13 protein-coding genes and 2 tRNA genes are annotated in these 19,530 nt (G+C 38.5%); 8 read left to right on the plus strand and 7 right to left on the minus strand.

All coding sequences use genetic code 11. The features are described 5' to 3' along the window. Positions 1-116 precede the first annotated feature (116 nt). From thrC to thrA, 3 genes are all read right to left on the minus strand, one after another. Positions 117-1,409: a threonine synthase gene (gene thrC, locus G466_RS0106505; protein ID WP_026812940.1), complete on the minus strand. Its 1,293-nt coding sequence runs from the start codon at positions 1,407-1,409 to the stop codon at positions 117-119. Positions 1,410-1,463: 54 nt separating this feature from the next. Continuing rightward, positions 1,464-2,384 carry a homoserine kinase gene (locus G466_RS0106510; RefSeq protein WP_026812941.1) on the minus strand — a complete coding sequence of 307 codons (921 nt, stop codon included), beginning with the start codon at positions 2,382-2,384 and terminating at the stop codon, positions 1,464-1,466. 84 nt (positions 2,385-2,468) lie between these two features. Continuing rightward, a complete protein-coding gene (gene thrA, locus G466_RS0106515; RefSeq protein WP_026812942.1) occupies positions 2,469-4,913 on the minus strand; it encodes a bifunctional aspartate kinase/homoserine dehydrogenase I in 2,445 nt (814 codons plus the stop codon). Between the two features lie 267 nt (positions 4,914-5,180). Between thrA and G466_RS21550 the strand changes: the two genes are divergently transcribed. After that, on the plus strand, positions 5,181-6,686 hold the full coding sequence (locus G466_RS21550; protein ID WP_034234840.1) for a bifunctional ADP-dependent NAD(P)H-hydrate dehydratase/NAD(P)H-hydrate epimerase: 1,506 nt from the start codon (positions 5,181-5,183) through the stop codon (positions 6,684-6,686). Positions 6,687-6,830: 144 nt separating this feature from the next. Here the strand turns inward: G466_RS21550 and G466_RS0106525 are convergent, their stop codons facing one another. Both G466_RS0106525 and G466_RS0106535 read right to left on the minus strand, forming a co-directional pair. Continuing rightward, on the minus strand, positions 6,831-7,226 hold the full coding sequence (locus G466_RS0106525; RefSeq protein ID WP_026812943.1) for a hypothetical protein: 396 nt from the start codon (positions 7,224-7,226) through the stop codon (positions 6,831-6,833). A gap of 319 nt (positions 7,227-7,545) precedes the next feature. Beyond that, complete coding sequence (locus G466_RS0106535) at positions 7,546-10,092, minus strand: ATP-dependent Clp protease ATP-binding subunit (protein WP_026812944.1); 2,547 nt, start codon at positions 10,090-10,092, stop codon at positions 7,546-7,548. A gap of 255 nt (positions 10,093-10,347) precedes the next feature. On the opposite strand from G466_RS0106535, the gene gyrA reads away from it, so the two are divergent. Then, on the plus strand, positions 10,348-12,876 hold the full coding sequence (gene gyrA, locus G466_RS0106540; RefSeq protein WP_026812945.1) for a DNA gyrase subunit A: 2,529 nt from the start codon (positions 10,348-10,350) through the stop codon (positions 12,874-12,876). Between the two features lie 31 nt (positions 12,877-12,907). Beyond that, entirely contained in the window at positions 12,908-14,170 is a 1,263-nt protein-coding gene (locus tag G466_RS0106545) for a tetratricopeptide repeat protein (protein ID WP_026812946.1), read from the plus strand. Between the two features lie 58 nt (positions 14,171-14,228). Here the strand turns inward: G466_RS0106545 and G466_RS0106550 are convergent, their stop codons facing one another. Both G466_RS0106550 and G466_RS0106555 read right to left on the minus strand, forming a co-directional pair. Continuing rightward, entirely contained in the window at positions 14,229-14,981 is a 753-nt protein-coding gene (locus G466_RS0106550) for a C40 family peptidase (RefSeq protein WP_026812947.1), read from the minus strand. 22 nt (positions 14,982-15,003) lie between these two features. Continuing rightward, on the minus strand, positions 15,004-16,179 hold the full coding sequence (locus G466_RS0106555; protein WP_026812948.1) for an acetyl-CoA C-acyltransferase: 1,176 nt from the start codon (positions 16,177-16,179) through the stop codon (positions 15,004-15,006). A gap of 234 nt (positions 16,180-16,413) precedes the next feature. Between G466_RS0106555 and G466_RS0106560 the strand changes: the two genes are divergently transcribed. The 5 genes from G466_RS0106560 to G466_RS0106580 all read left to right on the plus strand — a co-directional run. Further along, on the plus strand, positions 16,414-18,474 hold the full coding sequence (locus tag G466_RS0106560; RefSeq protein ID WP_026812949.1) for an HD family phosphohydrolase: 2,061 nt from the start codon (positions 16,414-16,416) through the stop codon (positions 18,472-18,474). Between the two features lie 96 nt (positions 18,475-18,570). Further along, a tRNA-Ser gene (locus tag G466_RS0106565) sits at positions 18,571-18,654 on the plus strand. Between the two features lie 33 nt (positions 18,655-18,687). Further along, positions 18,688-18,762, plus strand: a tRNA-Pro gene (locus G466_RS0106570). 216 nt (positions 18,763-18,978) lie between these two features. Continuing rightward, positions 18,979-19,197 (plus strand): hypothetical protein, encoded by a 219-nt coding sequence (locus G466_RS0106575; protein WP_026812950.1) that lies wholly within the window; start codon positions 18,979-18,981, stop codon positions 19,195-19,197. Positions 19,198-19,238: 41 nt separating this feature from the next. Next, positions 19,239-19,530, plus strand: a 292-nt coding sequence (locus tag G466_RS0106580) for an ISAon1 family transposase N-terminal region protein (RefSeq protein WP_026812951.1), incomplete at its 3' end; no start/stop codon positions are given.

The raw sequence follows: 19,530 nt of genomic DNA on the forward strand, positions 1-19,530 counted from the left end.
TAGTAATAGCTGCGAGTAAAATAGGTGTGCAAAAGTATTACATATGCTATATCCCCTATAAATAATTATAAGGGATGGTAGCAGCAAGATTAGTTTTTTAAAATCGGAATAAAAATTTACTCACATAAAAAGTCCTTCACCTCTTGATAGTTGGAGATAAGTATAGATTTTTTCTTTTTGTTTAAGAGTTTCGCTATGCTATCGGGCATTTCAATATTTTCTTGAATAGTATCCTCTACCACCTCTAAAAATTTTACGGGGTGGGCCGTTTCCAAAAATATACCATAATATTCTGGATGCTGTTCCAGATATTTTTTTAGACCTAGATACCCTACCGCGCCGTGTGGATCTGCTACATAGTTAAAATCATTATAAAGGGCAAGCATAGCTTCCTTGGTCTCCTCATCGGTAAAGGAATAAGAGCTTAAGTTATTGGACAGTTCTTCGAAATTATCTTTGTATAAATGTCTGATCCGAATAAAGTTGCTGGGATCTCCCACGTCCATTGCATTAGAAATTGTGGCAATAGAGGCTTTTGGAATATAGGATCCGGTGGCCATAAAGTTGGGAACAATATCGTTCACATTGGTGGAGGCGATAAAATGTTTACACGGCATTCCTAATTTCTGCGCCATGATGCCTGCACAGATATTGCCAAAATTTCCACTTGGTACTGAAAAGACAATTTCTTTGCTTAAAGACTTGGCATGTTTATAGGCGAACAGAAAGTAGAACATTTGGGGAAGCCACCGGGCAACATTAATGCTGTTGGCAGAGGTCAACTGCATTTTTTGTGTCAGTTTTTCGTCTAGGAAGGCCGATTTTACCATTTCCTGACAATCATCAAAGGTGCCATCTACTTCCAAGGCGGTGATGTTTTTGCCCAAGGTAGTCAACTGCTTTTCCTGAATATCACTCACTTTACCACTTGGGTAAAGAATTACCACTTTTACTCCCGGGACTCCTAGAAATCCATTTGCAACTGCCCCGCCCGTATCACCAGAAGTGGCTACTAGCACGGTAATTTCAGCACTTTTTTCGTTAGAGAAATAACCTAAACAACGGGCCATGAATCTTGCGCCTACATCTTTAAAGGCCATAGTAGGGCCGTGAAAAAGTTCTAAAGTAGCTATATTATCAGTTATTGGGACTACTGGAAAATCAAAATCCAATACGTCTTCTAAAATATCGCTCAATACCTTCTCGGGAATCGCATCACCGACAAACTGTTGAATAGCCCTAAAGGCAATTTCTTGATTGGATAATGTTTCCAAACTATCAAAAAACGAAGCGGGAAGGGGGTGGATCTCTTCAGGAAAATATAATCCCCTATCCGGAGCAATTCCTTTTATTACGGCCTCTTTAAAGGAGACCATAGGTGCTTTTTTATTTAGACTGTAATACTTCATTTGCCAAGGTATTTTATTCTTCAATTGTTGGTTTTTGGGAAACAGGAAGTTAATTTATATGATCTTGATTCCTTCTGTATTTATTTTTGAAACGTGCACATCATAGTCAACTCCTATTTTTTGATATACCTTCTTCATAGCACTGGCCACCGATCTGGCAATTTCTTCTCCTTTGCTCAAAGCAAAAATGGAAGGACCAGAGCCTGAAATTCCGCATCCCAATGCACCGGCATCCAACGCATCCTCCTTAACCTTATCAAAGCCAGGAATAAGTATAGAGCGTATAGGTTCTACAATATGGTCTACAAGGGATCTCCCAATAAGTTCATAATCATTGGTGTATAGCCCGGCGATCAATCCGCCTACATTGCCCCACTGTTTAATTCCATCCTCTAAAGATATATTTGTTTTTAATATCCGTCTAGAATCAGAGGTCTTTACTTCTATTTGTGGATGGATTACGGTAGCATAGAGTTCTGGTGGGGTTGGTACTTTAATGATATCTAGCGGACTATAACTGCGTACCAAGGTAAAGCCGCCAAATAGGGCCGGGGCTACATTATCTGCATGGGCTACCCCGCTCGCTAAGCGTTCTCCTTCCATGGCAAATTTTACTAGTTGCAAATTGGAAAAAGGTCGGTCTAAAAGCTCATTCATGGCCCATACAGCTCCTGCAGCACTAGCAGCACTACTGCCAATTCCGCTTCCAGCTTTTATTTTTTTATATATTTCAATTTCAAAACCGCCGTCGTAATTGCTTTCGGCCAGTAGTGCCAAACCAGCAACTCCAGCTACATTTTGAAGAGTTTCGGTAGGAAGATCTTGTCCGGTAAGTTTAGTGATTTTTATTCCTTTTTCCGAAGTTTTTCTAATTACCATTTCGTCACCTACCGCTTCTAGTGCCAAGCCCAATACGTCAAAACCACAGGAAATGTTAGCGATTGTAGCAGGCGAAAATATCTTTATTTCTTTTATACTCATTGTCTTCTGAATTGAAAATAATTAAAGGTAGCCCGTTTCTATGAAAAACTATAAAAAATGGCAGTGCTTGATCGTAAGCTAAAAATTACCCACTCGGATAATATCGGCAAATATACCAGAGGCAGTAACGTCTGCTCCTGCTCCTGCTCCTTTAATGATCATGGGCTGATTAGGGTAGCGTTCGGTATAGAACAATACAATATTGTCACTTCCTTCTAAATTATAAAAGTCGTGTCCTTTTGGAATTCGTTGAAGCCCTACACTTGCTTTGCCATTCTCAAATTGAGCTACATACTTTAATTTACTGTCCTCCGCAACTGTTTGCTGATACATTTCCTGGAAGGAGGCTTCATGTTCCTTTAGCGTTCGGAAAAAATCTTCGTAGTTATTTGTTTCTAGGCTCACTTTTGGTAAGAATGATTGATTTTCAATATCTTCTATATCCAAAACATTGCCACTTTCACGGGCGAGGATGAGAATTTTCCTCATTACATCTACCCCGCTAAGATCAATTTTTGGATCTGGCTCGGTATATCCTTCTTGTTGTGCTTTTTTCACGATATCATGAAAAGTAGTCCCATCGTTAAAGTTATTAAATACAAAATTTAAACTCCCGGAAAGTACAGCCTGTATTTTCAATATTTTATCCCCAGAGGCAACCAAATGCTTTAAGGTATCTATTATTGGTAATCCTGCGCCAACGTTGGTTTCGAACAAAAAAGGTGCATTGTATTTCCGTGCCAGATCTTTTAATTCCTGATAGTTGCTGAATGGGGAAGAACAGGCTATTTTATTACAGGTAACTACAGAAATGCTATTCTGTAAATAAGAATGATAGGTGTTAGATACTTCTTCACTGGCAGTATTGTCCACAAAAATACTATTCCTGTAATTTAGCTTCATTACCTTGTCATAAAAGAGGCCTTTGTCGGCTTTTTCTCCTGCGGCTAATAAAGCCTCCCAATTTTTTAAAGATATCCCGTCCTCATCAAAGACCATAGTTCTAGAGTTAGACATGCCAATTACACGGATATTGAGCTTTAGTTTCTCTTTTAAATATTTCTTTTGTTGTTGAATCTGATTTAAAAACTTCGCTCCAACGTTTCCAACCCCCATAACAAATAGGTTTAGCTGCTTTACATTCTCTTCAAAAAACGCTTCATGCAGGCTGTTAAGGGCTTTCTTAACGTCTGATTTTAAGATTACTGCGGAAATATTTCGTTCTGAAGCTCCTTGGGCAATGGCTCTAATGTTTACATTGTTCTTACCTAATGTACTGAACATTTTTCCACTTAATCCTTGGTGACTTTTCATATTATCACCGACCAAGGCAACAATGGCAAGGTCTTTTTCCGCTATTACCGGTTTAATCTTACCACGGGAAATTTCAAAATCGAAGGCTTCGTTAATGATAGACACTGCTTTTTGTGTATCCTGATTGGAAATCCCTACGCAAATGGAGTGTTCAGAAGAAGCTTGGGTAATTAGAACTACACTGATATCGGCATTGGATAGCACTTCAAAAAAACGCTTTGATATTCCAGGAATACCTACCATGCCAGACCCTTCTAAAGATAGTAATGCCACTTCCTCAACATGGCTGATTCCTCTTACAGTTTTCCCGAGGCCATTTGTATTTCTAGAAATTAAGGTACCTTGATCTTCTGGCTTAAATGTATTTTTAATAACAATTGGAATGCCTTTGGAAAGCACCGGCTGTATAGTGGGGGGGAATAGTACCTTTGCTCCAAAGTGGGAGAGTTCCATAGCTTCCTCATAGGAAATATGGGGAATGGACATGGCCTGCTTCACTATTTTGGGGTTTGCTGTGTACATGCCGCTCACATCTGTCCAGACCTGCAGAATTTCTGCATCCAGGGCATTGGCTACAATAGCAGCGGAATAATCTGAACCACCACGTCCTAAGGTAGTGGAATCCCCAGAAACCGATGATGCAATAAAACCTCCCATAACGAGGACTGTGTTTTCATGGCTTTTTAAGGCTTCCACGCAATTGCTGTTGGTAAGTTGAAAGTTTACCGTTGTTTTACCATGAGTTGAATTGGTCTTTATCAGCTCTCTGCTGTCAATATAGGCGGCATCTATTCCTTCTGCAATAAAATGTTCGCTAATAATATAGGAGGAGAGTAATTCTCCGTAGCTCACAATTTTATCGGAGAGTTTAGGCGTTATTTCCCCGATTAAATAAGCGCCTTCTAACAAAGTCTCCAATGTATTTAGTTCGCTTTTTACCTTGCTGAGCATTTTACTCTGGGAGTGGATCGGTATCAACTCTTTTATAGTGCTTAAATGCCTATTTTCAATTTCTTTAAAAGTGGCTTTATAGGAGATGTCTTGAGTGCATGCCAAAGCCGCCGACTTTAATAAAAGATCGGTTATACCGCCAAGGGCAGAGACCACCACAATAATATTGTCTGACTGCTCGTTAGCAATTATATTTTTTACTAAATTGATATTCTTGGCATTGGCAACAGAAGTGCCCCCGAATTTTAGAACTTTCATGGTTCGTTTGGATTAAAAAATAAAACTGATTCGTGAGAAAAATGAAAAACGGACGTATATGTAGTAGCTTACCCCAATGGGGTAGTAGTACCGATAACGGTAATAGCAATAGAACCATTGATTAATGGTGAAATGCTTAAAATGATGTCCGATTTTATCAAGGTCATGATATTATTAAAGAATCAAATGTAGTATTTTTGATTGTTCTATCAAATCTTTAATCAAATTTTTATGAAATTGATAAACTTTTTAAAATATTCTTGTTAAATGAAGATTTTTAACGCCAAAGAAATATACGATGCTGATAAAATCACATTAGAAAGGGAGCAGATAAGTGCTGACGTTCTTATGGAAAGAGCTGCTCTTCAGATTTTTAAATGGTTGCATAATTATCTGAAAGGCTCTACATCCCCTATTTATATTTTCTGTGGAGTAGGTAATAATGGCGGAGATGGCTTGGTGCTTGCACGGCATTTAATACAGTATGGATATAGGGTAGCTGTTCATATCGTTAACTTTAGTGGGAATAGGTCCAAAGAGTTTTCAATGAATTTAGATAGGTTAAAGGAGCTAAATTTGAATCTTAATTTTATGGAGGAAAACTCCAGTTTACCCCAATTGGAAGAGGGGGGAATAATTGTTGACGCAATATTTGGAATTGGACTTAAAAGAGATGTAGATCCATGGATCATCAAGATTTTTCAGGAAATTAATAAGTCTAATTCATTTGTTTTATACGTTGATATTCCTTCGGGTGTCTTTATGGATCATAAAGTTCCAGATGCTAATGAGGCTATTAAGTGTAATTACTTATTGAGTTTTCAAGTGCCGAAGCTTTTATTTTTTCTACCAGGAACGGGGGTGTTTTTGGAGCGTTGGGAGCTTTTGGATATAGGCTTGGATAAAGAGTTTTTGCTTCATGCACCATCTAATTTTTTATATATAGATAAGGCGGAGGCGTTCTCTCTATATCGCCCTAGGCAAAAATATTCACATAAAGGCACCTACGGACATACCTTGATTATTGGTGGGAGTTATGGGAAAATTGGGGCCGTAATACTGGCCTCCAAGGGGTGTCTATATTCTGGGAGTGGGCTAGTAACGGCCTTTGTCCCTAAATGTGGGTATATTCCGATGCAAACTTCATTTCCGGAGCTCATGGTGCTAACTGATGAATACGAAACGGAAATTCAAAATATTATGTTTGATTTAGTGCCATCTGTCATTGGAATTGGGGTAGGAATGGGTACTGCACCGAAAACTGTAAAGGCATTCTCTCGTTTTTTGAAAAACAACAAGACTTCTTTAGTTATAGATGCAGACGGGTTAAATATCCTTTCTCGGAATCTAGACTTACTTAATTTATTGCCTCCACAAACGGTACTTACACCACACCCCAAGGAATTGGAGCGAATCTTGGGAAAATGGAGGAACGATTTTGACAAATTGGAAAGAGTAAAGGAGTTTTCTAAAAAATATGATTGTGTTGTAGTTATTAAAGGAGCCCATACTATCACCGTTTATAAGAATAAAGGGTATGTGAACGCTACCGGAAACCCAGGGATGGCCACAGGAGGCAGTGGAGATGTCCTTACGGGGGTTATAACGGGTCTAATAGCTCAGGAATATCCGCCATTGGATGCAGCTATTCTTGGGGTGTATCTTCACGGGAGTGCAGGAGACATTGCTGTTAAAGAGTGTGGATTACAAGCTTTAATAGCAACAGATATTGCAACGTATATAGGGAAGGCGTATCTGAATCTATTAGGGTAAGTAACCCTATAAGTTGCCTAGGACGTAGTCGGTTTGGTTGGAGATTATTGGTTATAGGGATTAGTAGTAGCAGGGGGTTCAATAAAATGGTAATTCGTAATTTAAATGGTTAAAGTATAGGTCCAAGAATTACAATATGTCTTATTAACGTATTCTTCTTTTTACCCAAGCTAGCGCATTGTCTAAATCGATAAAAAACTTCATGTTTTTTTTGTAAAATAGCTTTTCAATATTAAAATTATGCATGTCTATTTCCTTTAGGGAAACAACTGCAAGTGCTTTTAGATTCTCTATTTCTCTAAGTTGATTGTAAATCATAGGATCTATAGCATAGGAATATTTTCGTAAGCTTATAAATCCGAAATTCTTATCTCTAAAATGGATTTCAATAATCCCAAGGATTTGAAATAACTGCTCTCCATTAACGGTGGTGCCCTCGTCAAAAATAGAGATCATATAATCGTCAAAAACTTGTATTTTTCCAATTTCCAACTGGTATTCTCTAACGATAATAGTTTTCTTCGGTCTTTCGACTTTCATTTATGGTAGTTTATATAGTGTCTCTGCAGCGAATGTATAATTAAGGCACTCCATTTTAAAAAGTATTAGACTAAAGACTTAATAATCGTTTATATGGAAAATAAAGAAATGATTTGTGATTAAATTCCTACAATGTACAGTTAAAATAGGAGTTTGTAATTAAGGGTTATCATATGGCTGGTGTGGGAGAAAAGGGGATGGGTAAAAACGAAAAAGGAGTAGCAAATTTTGCTACTCCTTTTGATACTTATACTATTCCAAATGTTTAGCTATACTAAAATGACACAAGGCTATGTTTTCATTTTGTTTTCTAGCGCCATTAAGTTTTGGAAGATTTTTCTGCCTTATTGATCTTAATTGTCAGTTCTTGCTTCTCCTCATCAAGCTCCATATTTATAGTGTCGCCTTCTTCCAGTTTGGAGTTAACTATTTCCTCTGCTAAGGCGTCTTCAATATATTTTTGAATAGCCCGTTTTAAAGGTCTTGCCCCATATTGTTTGTCGAAACCTTTTTCGGCAATATAGTCCTTCGCTTTTTCGGAAAGGATAAGGTTGTATCCAATATCCTTTATTCTAGCAAACAGCTTTTTAAGTTCAATATCAATAATCTTATGTATATGCTCTCTTTCCAAGGCATTAAATACTACAACATCATCTATTCTATTTAAGAATTCCGGTGCAAATGCTTTTTTAAGGGCATTTTCGATTACACTTTTTTGGTGCGTATCTGCCTGAGCTTTTTTTGCTGAGGTTCCAAAACCAACTCCTTGACCGAAGTCTTTTAGTTGTCTGGCACCAATGTTAGATGTCATAATAATGACTGTATTTCTAAAATCAATTTTCCTGCCTAAACTATCGGTCAGGAATCCGTCGTCCAATACCTGTAATAGCATATTAAACACATCAGGGTGAGCCTTCTCTATCTCGTCTAATAGGATTACAGAGTAAGGCTTACGGCGTACTTTTTCAGTAAGCTGTCCCCCTTCTTCGTAACCAACATATCCCGGAGGTGCTCCTACTAGTCTAGAAATAGCAAATTTCTCCATGTACTCGCTCATGTCCACCCGTATTAAGCCGTCTTCAGAATCGAATAGTTCTTTCGCGAGAACCTTGGCGAGTTGCGTTTTTCCAACCCCTGTTTGGCCCAAGAAAATAAAGGATCCAATAGGTTTATTGGGATCTTTTAATCCGGCACGGTTTCTTTGGATAGCTTTTGCTACTTTGGAAACAGCGTCATCTTGGCCTATAACATTTGCCTTAATTAATTCGGGTAATTTAGCCAGTTTATTGCTTTCGGTCTGTGCAATTCTATTTACTGGAATGCCACTCATCATGGAAACAACATCGGCGACATTGTCTTCGGTAACTGTTTCCTTATGAAGTTTACTATCCTCTTCCCAGCGTTCTTGGGCAATGGCCAAATCTTTTTCAATCCGTTTCTCATCGTCCCTAAGCTTGGCAGCCTCTTCATACTTCTGCTTCTTAACGACTGTGTTTTTTAGTTCCCGAACATCTTCCAGCTTTTTTTCCAGTTCTAAAATTTGTTTGGGGACATCCATATTAACTATATGTACCCTAGAGCCCGATTCATCAAGTGCATCAATAGCCTTATCGGGAAGATACCTGTCCGTCATATAACGGTTTGTAAGTCGTACACAGGCGGTAATGGCTTCATCAGTATAAATAACATTGTGGTGTTCTTCATACTTGCCTTTAATATTCTTTAGAATCTCAATAGTTTCTTCTACGGTAGTAGGTTCTACTAATACTTTTTGGAACCTTCTTTCTAAAGCGCCATCTTTCTCAATATATTGACGAAATTCGTCTAGAGTTGTAGCGCCAATACATTGAATCTCACCTCTTGCCAAGGCAGGTTTGAACATATTGGAAGCGTCAAGGCTACCTGTAGCCCCACCAGCACCAACGATGGTATGAATCTCATCGATAAATAGGATAACATCATCATTTTTTTCCAATTCGTTCATCACCGCTTTCATGCGTTCCTCAAATTGGCCACGATATTTTGTGCCAGCCACTAATGAGGCGAGATCTAAGGTAACTACTCTTTTATTATATAAAATCCTAGAAACCTTTTTATTGATAATTCTAAGGGCCAACCCTTCTGCTATGGCACTTTTACCTACTCCAGGCTCACCAATTAGTAAGGGATTGTTCTTTTTTCTTCTACTGAGAATCTGAGATACTCTTTCAATTTCTTTTTCCCGTCCCACTACCGGATCCAGTTTATTCTCTTCTGCCATTCTGGTCAGGTCACGTCCAAAATTGTCCAAAACCGGAGTTTTGGATTTCTTGTTTCCTTTTGGGCCGCTAGAGCCAAATGTGCTTTCTTTCTCCTCGTGGGAATCACCTGAATCACTAGGGAAGGATTCCGATGTTGGGGAGTCTATAAAATCATCATCACTTGTAATCATAGATTTAAATTGATCTTTTACCCCATCATAATCTACCTTTAATTTATGTAGTAATTTTGTTGTGGGGTCATTTTCATTGCGTAAAATACAAAGCAGTAAATGTGCGGTATTAATAGAGGAACTTTGAAAAAGCTTTGCCTCTAAAAATGTTGTTTTTAGCGCACGTTCTGCTTGTCTGGTAAGGTGCAGGTTTTTCTTATCCTTTTGCACACTGCCAGAATTGGGGTTTGCTGGACTTAGAATTTCCACTTTTCTCCTAAGGTGGTCCAAGTCTACGTCCAAGGCATCTAAAATGCTGATGGCTTTCCCGTTGCCATCCCTAAGTAGTCCTAACATTAGATGCTCTGTTCCAATAAAGTCGTGCCCCAATCTTAGGGCCTCTTCTTTACTGTAAGCAATAACGTCTTTAACTCTAGGGGAAAAATTGTCATCCATAAAATATCCTTTCTGCTTTAAAAATAGTAAATCTATATTAAACTATGGCAAATACTGTACCTAATATTAAATAAACTCCTTTAAGAGATAAAATAAATCAATTCTCAGAAAATTTTCAACTTAGAATTTGTTAATCTTATCTTTGCTCACAAGTGTTGATAAATACTTTACAAAAGTATAGCTTTATTGCGATGATAGTGTCGATTTTGTGTATATTGTCGTGCTTTTTTTAACTAAATATAGAGAAGATTTTAAATGGCAGAAAGAGAAAAATTAATTTCGGTTAACATTGAAGATGAAATGAAATCTGCGTACATTGATTATTCAATGTCCGTCATTGTGTCACGTGCCCTGCCAGATGTCAGGGATGGTTTAAAGCCAGTACATAGAAGGGTTTTGTTCGGTATGCACGAGTTGGGTGTTCGGTCTAATAGTGCTCATAAGAAATCGGCACGTATAGTTGGTGAGGTGCTAGGTAAGTACCACCCCCACGGTGATACCTCTGTATATGATTCCATGGTGCGAATGGCACAAGAATGGAGTTTGCGTTATATGTTGGTAGATGGTCAAGGTAACTTTGGGTCTATAGATGGTGATAGTCCGGCAGCAATGCGTTATACGGAAGCCCGTATGCGTAAGATTGCGGATGACATGTTGATAGATATAGAAAAAGATACGGTTGATCATCAGCTGAATTTTGATGATTCGCTAAAAGAGCCAACCGTATTACCGACAAGAGTTCCGAATCTTTTGATTAACGGAGCATCTGGTATTGCGGTAGGGATGGCTACGAATATGCCACCTCACAACCTTTCAGAGGTAGTGGATGGTACTATTGCATATATTGATAACCATGATATTTCTATAGACGAAATTATCACTCATATTAAAGCACCAGATTTTCCAACTGGCGGTATCATTTATGGATATGATGGGGTCAAGGAAGCCTTCCATACTGGACGGGGACGTGTGATGATGCGTGCAAAAGCAGAATTTGAGGAAGTGCAAGGGAGGGAATGTATCATAGTTACGGAAATTCCTTATCTAGTAAACAAGGCCGACATGATCAAGAAGACGGCAGATCTTGTAAACGATAAAAAAATTGAGGGAATTGCTTCTATAAGAGATGAGTCTGACAGGAACGGGATGCGTATCGTCTATATACTAAAAAGAGATGCGATACCTAATATTGTACTTAATACCTTATATAAGTTTACTGCATTGCAATCTTCGTTTAGTGTAAACAATATTGCCCTGGTTAAAGGAAGGCCACAGCTGTTGAACATTAAGGAGATGATTTATCATTTTGTGGAGCACCGTCATGAGGTAGTTGTACGCCGTACCGAATTTGAGCTGAAGAAAGCGGAAGATAGAGCCCATATTTTGGAGGGACTTATCATAGCTTCGGATAATATTGATGAAGTGATCGCCATTATTAGAGGGTCTTCCAATGCGGATGAAGCAAGAGAGAGATTAATGGAGCGCTTTAAGCTTAGTGAGATTCAGGCGAAGGCCATCGTAGAGATGAGGTTACGTCAATTAACCGGACTGGAGCAGGATAAACTGAGAACCGAGTATGACGAAATAATTTCCCTCATAGCGGAATTAAAGGATATTTTGGCCAGGAAGGAGCGTAGAATGGAGATCATTAAAGAAGAGCTTCTTGAGATAAAGAATAAATATGGGGATGAGAGACGTTCCGAAATAAATATTGCAGGTGGGGATTTAAGTATGGAAGATATGATTCCAGATGAGCAAGTGGTAATCACCATTTCCCATGCGGGTTATATTAAAAGGACTCCTTTATCAGAATACAAAACGCAAAATAGAGGTGGGGTTGGCCAAAAAGCCTCTTCTACCAGGAACGAAGATTTCTTGGAGCACCTGTTTGTAAGTACTAACCACCAATACATGTTATTCTTTACTAAAAATGGTAAGTGCTTTTGGATGCGGGTGTACGAGATTCCTGAAGGAACCAAAACTTCAAAAGGGCGTGCTATTCAAAACCTGATTAACATAGAAAATGACGATACTGTAAAAGCCTTCATTTCTACTAAGGACTTAAAGGATGAGGAATATGTAAATAGTCATTATGTGATTATGGCTACTAAAAAAGGAGTTGTTAAAAAGACCTCTTTGGAGCAGTATTCAAGGCCAAGACAAAATGGTATCAATGCAATTGGAATCAGGGAAGGTGATGAGCTATTAGAAGCTAAACTTACAACTGGTGCCAGTCAGATATTTTTAGGATTAAAATCTGGAAAGGCCATTAGGTTCGAGGAAAGTAAGACTAGACCGATGGGTAGAAATGCCTCTGGTGTAAGGGGAATAACCTTAGACAGTGATAAAGATGAGGTGATAGGTATGGTTGCAGTCCATAATTTTGACGAGGAGATATTGGTTGTTTCCGAAAATGGCTATGGAAAACGTTCCAGTATTGAGGATTATAGAATTACCAATAGAGGCGGAAAAGGCGTTAAAACTATCTCTGTTACCGAAAAAACAGGAGACTTGGTAGCCATTAAAAACGTTTCTGATTCGGATGACCTTATGATTATCAATAAATCTGGCATCGCCATTAGGATGAGCGTAGAGGATTTAAGGGTTATGGGGCGCGCTACTCAGGGAGTTCGACTCATAAATATAAAAGGGAAAGATTCCATTGCTGCAGTAGCAAAAGTGATGAAAGACGAGGAAGAGTTGGAAGATATAGAAGGCTTGGATGTTGACATTAAAGACGAGGATGGCACGACTCTTGATAATAATGAGGAACAAAAAGAATAACTATAAACACTACTATAAATACATTTTTGAAATGAAAACAAACATTATAATACTATCCGCTATGTTTTGCAGCGTAGTAGGATTTTCTCAGAAAAGCGAAATAAAGACCGCTGATAGGGCTTTAAAGTCCGGTGATGCAACAGCAGCGAAAGCAGCTTTGGAAAGTGCCTCATCTCTAATAGCAGGTGCAGACGAAAGAATGCAGGCCCAATATTATTTATTAAAGGGTAAAGCGTATTCAGAGTTGGCAAAAAAAGGAGAAGCTGATGCCTTTGACGTAGCTATATCTTCACTTAGAAAAGTAGGTGAGATTGAAAAAGCAAGTGGAAAAGCCAAATACACTGAAGAGGCTAATGAAAAGCTTTCTACTATGACCGTAGATTTGGTAAATTCCGCCGTAGAGGATAATAACAACGAAAAGTTTAAAGAAGGAGCAGAAAAGCTCTATTTAGGATACCAATTAAGCCCTAAGGATACAGTTTACCTTTATTATGCAGCAAGTAGTGCAGTGAATGGTGGACATTTTGAGCAGGCTCTTGAGTATTACAACGAGTTGAAAGAACTTAACTATGACGGGAGCGGAATAGTTTATAAGGCTACCAATGTAGAGACAGGCGAGGTTGAGGAAATGGATAAGACTCAAAGAGAGCTTATGGTGAAGTCGGGAGCTTATAAAGATCCTATTGACGAAAAAACACCTTCCAAGACTACGGAAATCGTTAAGAATGTTGCGTTGATTTATACCCAATTAGGTCAGGATGACAAAGCCTTAGATGCATACAAAGATGCTAGAGCAAAAGATCCAAAAGATGTTAACCTAATTTTGAACGAGGCCAATTTATATTATAAAATGGGTGATAAGGAGCAATTTAAATCCTTAATGGCCGAGGCTGCGCAAGTGGCTCCAGACAATCCCGACCTTTTCTACAATATTGGAGTAATTAATATGGAACAAGGGAATATAGAGGAAGCAAGAGCAGCTTATAAGAGAGCTATTGAAATTAACCCTGGTTATGTAAATGCTCAATTAAACCTTTCTACGACTTATGTAAATGAAGGGAATAGTTTAATTGATGAGATGAATTCTCTTGGTAACTCTAAAAAGGATATCGCTAGATATGACGAGCTAAAAGAACAAAAAGATAGCTTGTTCCGCGATGGTGCCATTATATTAGAAGATGCTATTAAAGAAACTCCTGATAATCAAGGTATCTTAACGCAACTTAAAAATATTTATGGAGCATTAGGAGATAATGAGAATTTTATGCGTGTGAAAAAGCTATTGGGCGAGTAATTACCGCAAAGAAAATTACCTAAAAAAGGCCGTCATTTTAAAATGACGGCCTTTTTATTTATATAACCTTTTTTATTACCCTTAGGCTATGAGTGTAGGTGTTGGCTTCTGAACTGAAAATTCCGGCATGGTCCAGTCTGTCCAACCTTACCTTTCCGTGGGAATGGATAATATAGTTGTTGTCCATAATAATTCCTACATGGTCTATAACCCCCTCATCATTGTCGAAAAAGGCCAAATCTCCTGGTTCGCTCTCTTCTATAAAGCTTAATGCTTCCCCTTGTGTGGATTGTTGTTGGGCATCCCTTAGAAGTCGGAAGCCGTTTATTTTATACACCATTTGGGCAAGACCGGAAGAATCTATTCCAAATGCGCTTTTACCGCCCCATAAGAAGGGCGCGTTAAGGTACAACAAAGCCGTTTCTATTAATTGTCCTCTATCCTGTAGTCCATTAGAGCAAGAGCCTTCAAAATAATGGTTTAAAACGTTGGGTTTTAGTATAGTTGAACCCAGAACAATAGGCAGTAGGACGCTATTATCGGTTTCAATAAATGAAATTAAATCAGATGAAACTTTAGGGTCTTCAGCGTTCTCTATATCTAAATACTGCCGTTCGTTAATAAGAACAAACTGCTGATTATTGACCCAGCCTTCATATTTGTCGAACGCTATACGGATCCTGCTCCATTTTTTACGTTGTTCTAGGATTTTAAAATGTTCCCCGTACAACAATTGGGTTTTCATTTCCCCAGTATCGTCAGGAATGGAACGTACAGGGACAAGACTGAGGTGGCAAATACCGTACTGCATTGATTTGCTTTACAAGAACTTATTAATTTTTTTCTATGATTATTGCTGAAGCACCTCCACCACCATTACATATGGCAGCTGCTCCTATTTTTCCATTGTTTTGTTCCAGAACACTCAGTAATGTAATGATGATTCTGGCGCCAGAGCAGCCAAGGGGGTGTCCCAAAGATACCGCACCACCGTTAACGTTTACATTGTCGTCAGTTAGGCCCAAAATTTTCATATTAGCGAGTCCAACTACGGAGAATGCCTCATTAAATTCGAAGAAATCAACGTCATCCAGAGTAATTCCCGCTTTAGTAATTGCTTTTGGGAGTGCTTTTGCTGGTGCAGTAGTAAACCATTTTGGTTCATGTGCTGCATCTGCATAGCTCTTTATAGTGGCTAGTGGGGGTATTCCCAATTCTTTTGCTTTTTCCGCGCTCATCAGTATAAGTGCCGCGGCACCGTCATTAATGGTAGAAGCATTGGCAGCAGTAACCGTTCCATCTGTTGAGAATGCAGGACGTAAGCTCGGTATCTTGTCGATTTTTACATTTTTAAACTCCTCATCCTCTGCCACCAAAATAGGTTCACCTCTTCTTTGAGGTACCTCTACGGGAACTACTTCGTTGCTAAATTTTCCTTTATTCCAAGCATCCGAAGATCTTTGGTAAGATTGTATAGCGAAATTATCCTGATCTTCCCTGCTAAACTTGTATTCCGTAGCACAGGCGTCTGCACAAGTGCCCATAGCATTCTGATCATATGCATCTACGAGACCATCTTTTTGTAATCCGTCCTCTAGACTGGCAGACCCAAATTTTTGTCCGTTTCTTAAATGAATATAATGCGGGACCATGCTCATGTTTTCCATACCTCCAGCTACAACTATCTCATTGTCACCCAGTGCTATAGATTGGGCAGCTTGCATAACTGCTTTCATACCGGAGGCGCACACCTTGTTCACTGTAGTACAGGGTACGGTATCTGGTATGCCTGCGAAAAGTGCTGCTTGTCTGGCTGGGGCCTGACCTACACCTGCCTGCACCACGTTCCCCATTATCACCTCTTCTACCAAAGAAGGGTCTAATTTTATTTTATCCAAGGCGCCTTTAATAGCAACAGCACCAAGCTTTGGAGCTGGGATGGAGGATAATGACCCCATAAAGCTTCCAATAGGGGTTCTGGCCAGAGAAACAATCACAACATCTTTCATTGAGTTCAGATTTTTTGTTCTTTGCGAATTTAATAAAATAATGCGCAATGAGATGGCCAACCGTGTAATAATCTAATTTTTTATGATTTAATGTTGTGGTGTAAACTGGAGATCCTTTGTGGTTAATTTTTAACTTTATCATGAGAAAGATAATTAACACCAGTAAGAGAGTAATACGCGGAAAGTGTAGATTTAACTTATTATTCTCTATTTTTGACAATATATACTTTTGGTATGCGCAAGTTTCTAGATCGCCTTTATAAAAACCAATCTCTGGTTTATAAATACTTTCTTTATTTTTTCACGGTATTTGTTATTGTGTTTTTCTTTCCACGTGGTGGTAAATTTAAATACGAGTTTCAAAAGGGTAAGCCCTGGCAGTACGATAATTTTTACGCCCCTTTCGATTTTTCTATAAATAAGGGCGAAGCTGAAATTAATAGTGAAAAAGAAAAAATTAGGGCTGGTAGAGTGGACTACTATGATTATGATACAAAGGTTGCCAAGGAGGTAGATAGTATCATTCAAATAGAGATTACCCAAATTTTTGATGACGTTGATTTCTCCGATCTCCAAATAAGGCAATTTCAACAGGTTGCAAAGGAAATGGTTGAGGAGCTTTATAATAATGGTATCCTCTCTAAAGTGGGACGTCCAAGCAATAGAAACAGTCTATATCTACTGAAAAATAACGAGGCCAAAAAATTACGGATCAATAACATCTATAAGTTGTCTGATGTAAGTCTGGTGGTGGAGAATACTTTGGCAAAAAAGAAGCTTACCAAATTTGAACCGGAATTTCAGCAGTTATTTTTCAATGCAATAAAGCCCAATCTAAGTTTTAACGAAGACCTATCCAATAAAGAATTAGAGGCAGAATTCTCCAAAATTTCCTATAGTTTGGGGAATATAGATGAAGGAAAACTAATTATTGCCAAAGGGGAGGTGGTAGAAGAAGAGGATTTAAGGGTGTTAGAGTCCTTAAAAAGCGAATATGAATCTAAATTGTGGGGTAAGAACAATCAATATTATGTGCTAATTGGGTATACTATTTTGGTGGCTATGGTATTAACCATGCTTTTCCTGTTCCTCAAAAAATATCGACTCGAGGTTTTTCAGGACAACACCAAAATTACATTTATTGTTGTAAATATCCTTTTGATGGTTTTTGCGACAACCATAATTGTGAAATACAATGAAGGATTAGTATTTGTGGTTCCGTTATGTATTTTGCCATTAATCTTAAAAACCTTTTTTGATGCAAGGTTAGGGCTGTTTGTACATGTGCTTACCGTTTTAATTTTAGGGTTTGTGGTGCCTAATAGTTTTGAATATATTTTCCTTCAAACTTTAGCAGGGATTGTCACCATTTTATCGGTGTCTGAATTGTATAAAAGGGCCAATCTATTTATATCCGTAGGCCAGATTACATTAATTTATATAGTAGGATACTTTGCATTTCATATGATCCATGAAGGGAATATAGATAATATTCAATGGATGGCATTTGGATTTTTTCTGTTGAACGGAATGATTACCTTATTTGTACAACCCTTGATTTACGTTTTTGAAAAAATATTTGGTTTGGTCTCTGATGTATCCTTATTAGAAATGTCGGATACCAATTCCAAATTACTGAAAGAACTGTCTAATAGGGCTCCAGGAACTTTTCATCATTCATTGCAGGTGGCTAATTTAGCTGAAGCTGCTGCCAATGAAATTGGGGCCAATGCCATGTTGGTTAGGGTAGGTGCGCTTTACCACGATATAGGTAAAATGAATAATCCCACCTATTTTACAGAGAACCAGATTACCAATGTAAATCCTCACGACGATTTAGACCCTTTAGAGTCGGGCAAAATAATTATAGACCATGTCATCCAAGGAATAGAGATAGCGCGTAAAAACAACGTCCCAGATCGTGTAATCGACTTTATACGGACGCATCATGGAACATCTATGGTGTATTATTTTTATAAAAAGCAAAAAGCGCTACAAGAGGAAATAGGGGGAGAGGTAAACGAAGAGGATTTTAGGTATCCTGGTCCTGCGCCCTTTTCAAGAGAAACTGCAATTTTGATGATGGCAGATTCTGTGGAAGCGGCTTCCAAGAGTTTAAAGAACCCTTCTTTTCTTGTAATTAACGATTTTGTGGAAAAAATAGTGAATGGGCAGATTGCGGAGAATCAATTTTTAAATGCCAATATTACCTTCAAAGAGATAGAAACCATTAAGAAAGTGCTGAAACAGAAGCTGATAAACATTTATCATTTGAGGGTAGAATATCCCGAATAAAAAATTTTTAAAAAAAAGTTTCAAAAATAGTTGGTTAATCCTAAATGAACCCATACATTTGCAACCGCATTTTGATGCACGATCTTGAAGATTATGGGAGAGGTGCCGGAGTGGTAACGGAGCAGATTGCTAATCTGTCGACGGGTAACTGTCGCCAGGGTTCGAGTCCCTGTCTCTCCGCTTTTTTTGAAGAATCATAATGGGTGACCATTTCGGGGTGTAGCGTAGCCCGGTCATCGCGCCTGCTTTGGGAGCAGGAGGTCGCAGGTTCGAATCCTGCCACCCCGACAAACCTAGCAATAGGACAAACTAAAACACTGTTAATCGTATGATTATCAGTGTTTTTTTGTTTTTAATGGTATCACTTGATATCATATAATAACAACTAAAAGGTGTACAATCAGGTGTGCACTTTCTTACCAAAATTGTCGTAGATTTAAAGGACTTTAAAAACGATTTGACTTTTGTCTTTAAAACATTTTTGTTTAACCAAAGACATCAACAATGCAGACAAACACTACCTTTGCCGTGATTTTCTATACTAGGAAATCACGAAGCAATGCGGAGCAATTGAATATTTTTGCCCGTATCACCGTCAATCAAAAACGTTCAGAGATCAGTTTAAAAAGGTGTACACTTTTAAGGGAATGGGACAGCAACAAAAACAGGGCACGTGGAAGCTCCTACAAAACAAAAGGGATCAAGCTCAAAAGTTGTGTGTGAATTGAAATAGGAGTTCGATATTTGCAGTAAAACGAACAGCATTGGAATTATCTATCGACCTATTAAAGCTTATACTGCCGGAACTTTTAATAACCCACTTTAATCTTGTCTCCCATAAAACAGAAGAGGGTACCCTTCATTTATATTTTGAAGAAAAAGAGGATAGCCCTAAAGAGGAACAACACCGCATTTTAATAGGCCATGGCTTTCATAAGGAGATCGTCGTCCAGGATTTCCCATTACGGGGAAAATCAGTCTTTCTCCACATTAAGCGCCGCCGTTGGCTGGACAAGGCCACGGGGCAAGCCGTGCAAAGAGATTGGGAGCTGGTGG

Source organism: Arenibacter certesii DSM 19833, assembly GCF_000429545.1.
Classification (GTDB): Bacteria; Bacteroidota; Bacteroidia; order Flavobacteriales; family Flavobacteriaceae; genus Arenibacter; species Arenibacter certesii.

What these genes read in the sequence shown, in the direction of transcription:
- thrC (WP_026812940.1), bottom strand. Translation starts at nt 1,409, where the DNA reads ATGAAGTATTACAGTCTAAATAAAAAAGCACCTATGGTCTCCTTTAAA.
- thrA (WP_026812942.1), bottom strand. Translation starts at nt 4,913, where the DNA reads ATGAAAGTTCTAAAATTCGGGGGCACTTCTGTTGCCAATGCCAAGAAT.
- G466_RS21550 (WP_034234840.1), top strand. Translation starts at nt 5,181, where the DNA reads ATGAAGATTTTTAACGCCAAAGAAATATACGATGCTGATAAAATCACA.
- G466_RS0106525 (WP_026812943.1), bottom strand. Translation starts at nt 7,226, where the DNA reads ATGAAAGTCGAAAGACCGAAGAAAACTATTATCGTTAGAGAATACCAG.
- G466_RS0106535 (WP_026812944.1), bottom strand. Translation starts at nt 10,092, where the DNA reads ATGGATGACAATTTTTCCCCTAGAGTTAAAGACGTTATTGCTTACAGT.
- gyrA (WP_026812945.1), top strand. Translation starts at nt 10,348, where the DNA reads ATGGCAGAAAGAGAAAAATTAATTTCGGTTAACATTGAAGATGAAATG.
- G466_RS0106545 (WP_026812946.1), top strand. Translation starts at nt 12,908, where the DNA reads ATGAAAACAAACATTATAATACTATCCGCTATGTTTTGCAGCGTAGTA.
- G466_RS0106550 (WP_026812947.1), bottom strand. Translation starts at nt 14,981, where the DNA reads ATGCAGTACGGTATTTGCCACCTCAGTCTTGTCCCTGTACGTTCCATT.
- G466_RS0106555 (WP_026812948.1), bottom strand. Translation starts at nt 16,179, where the DNA reads ATGAAAGATGTTGTGATTGTTTCTCTGGCCAGAACCCCTATTGGAAGC.
- G466_RS0106560 (WP_026812949.1), top strand. Translation starts at nt 16,414, where the DNA reads ATGCGCAAGTTTCTAGATCGCCTTTATAAAAACCAATCTCTGGTTTAT.
- G466_RS0106575 (WP_026812950.1), top strand. Translation starts at nt 18,979, where the DNA reads ATGCAGACAAACACTACCTTTGCCGTGATTTTCTATACTAGGAAATCA.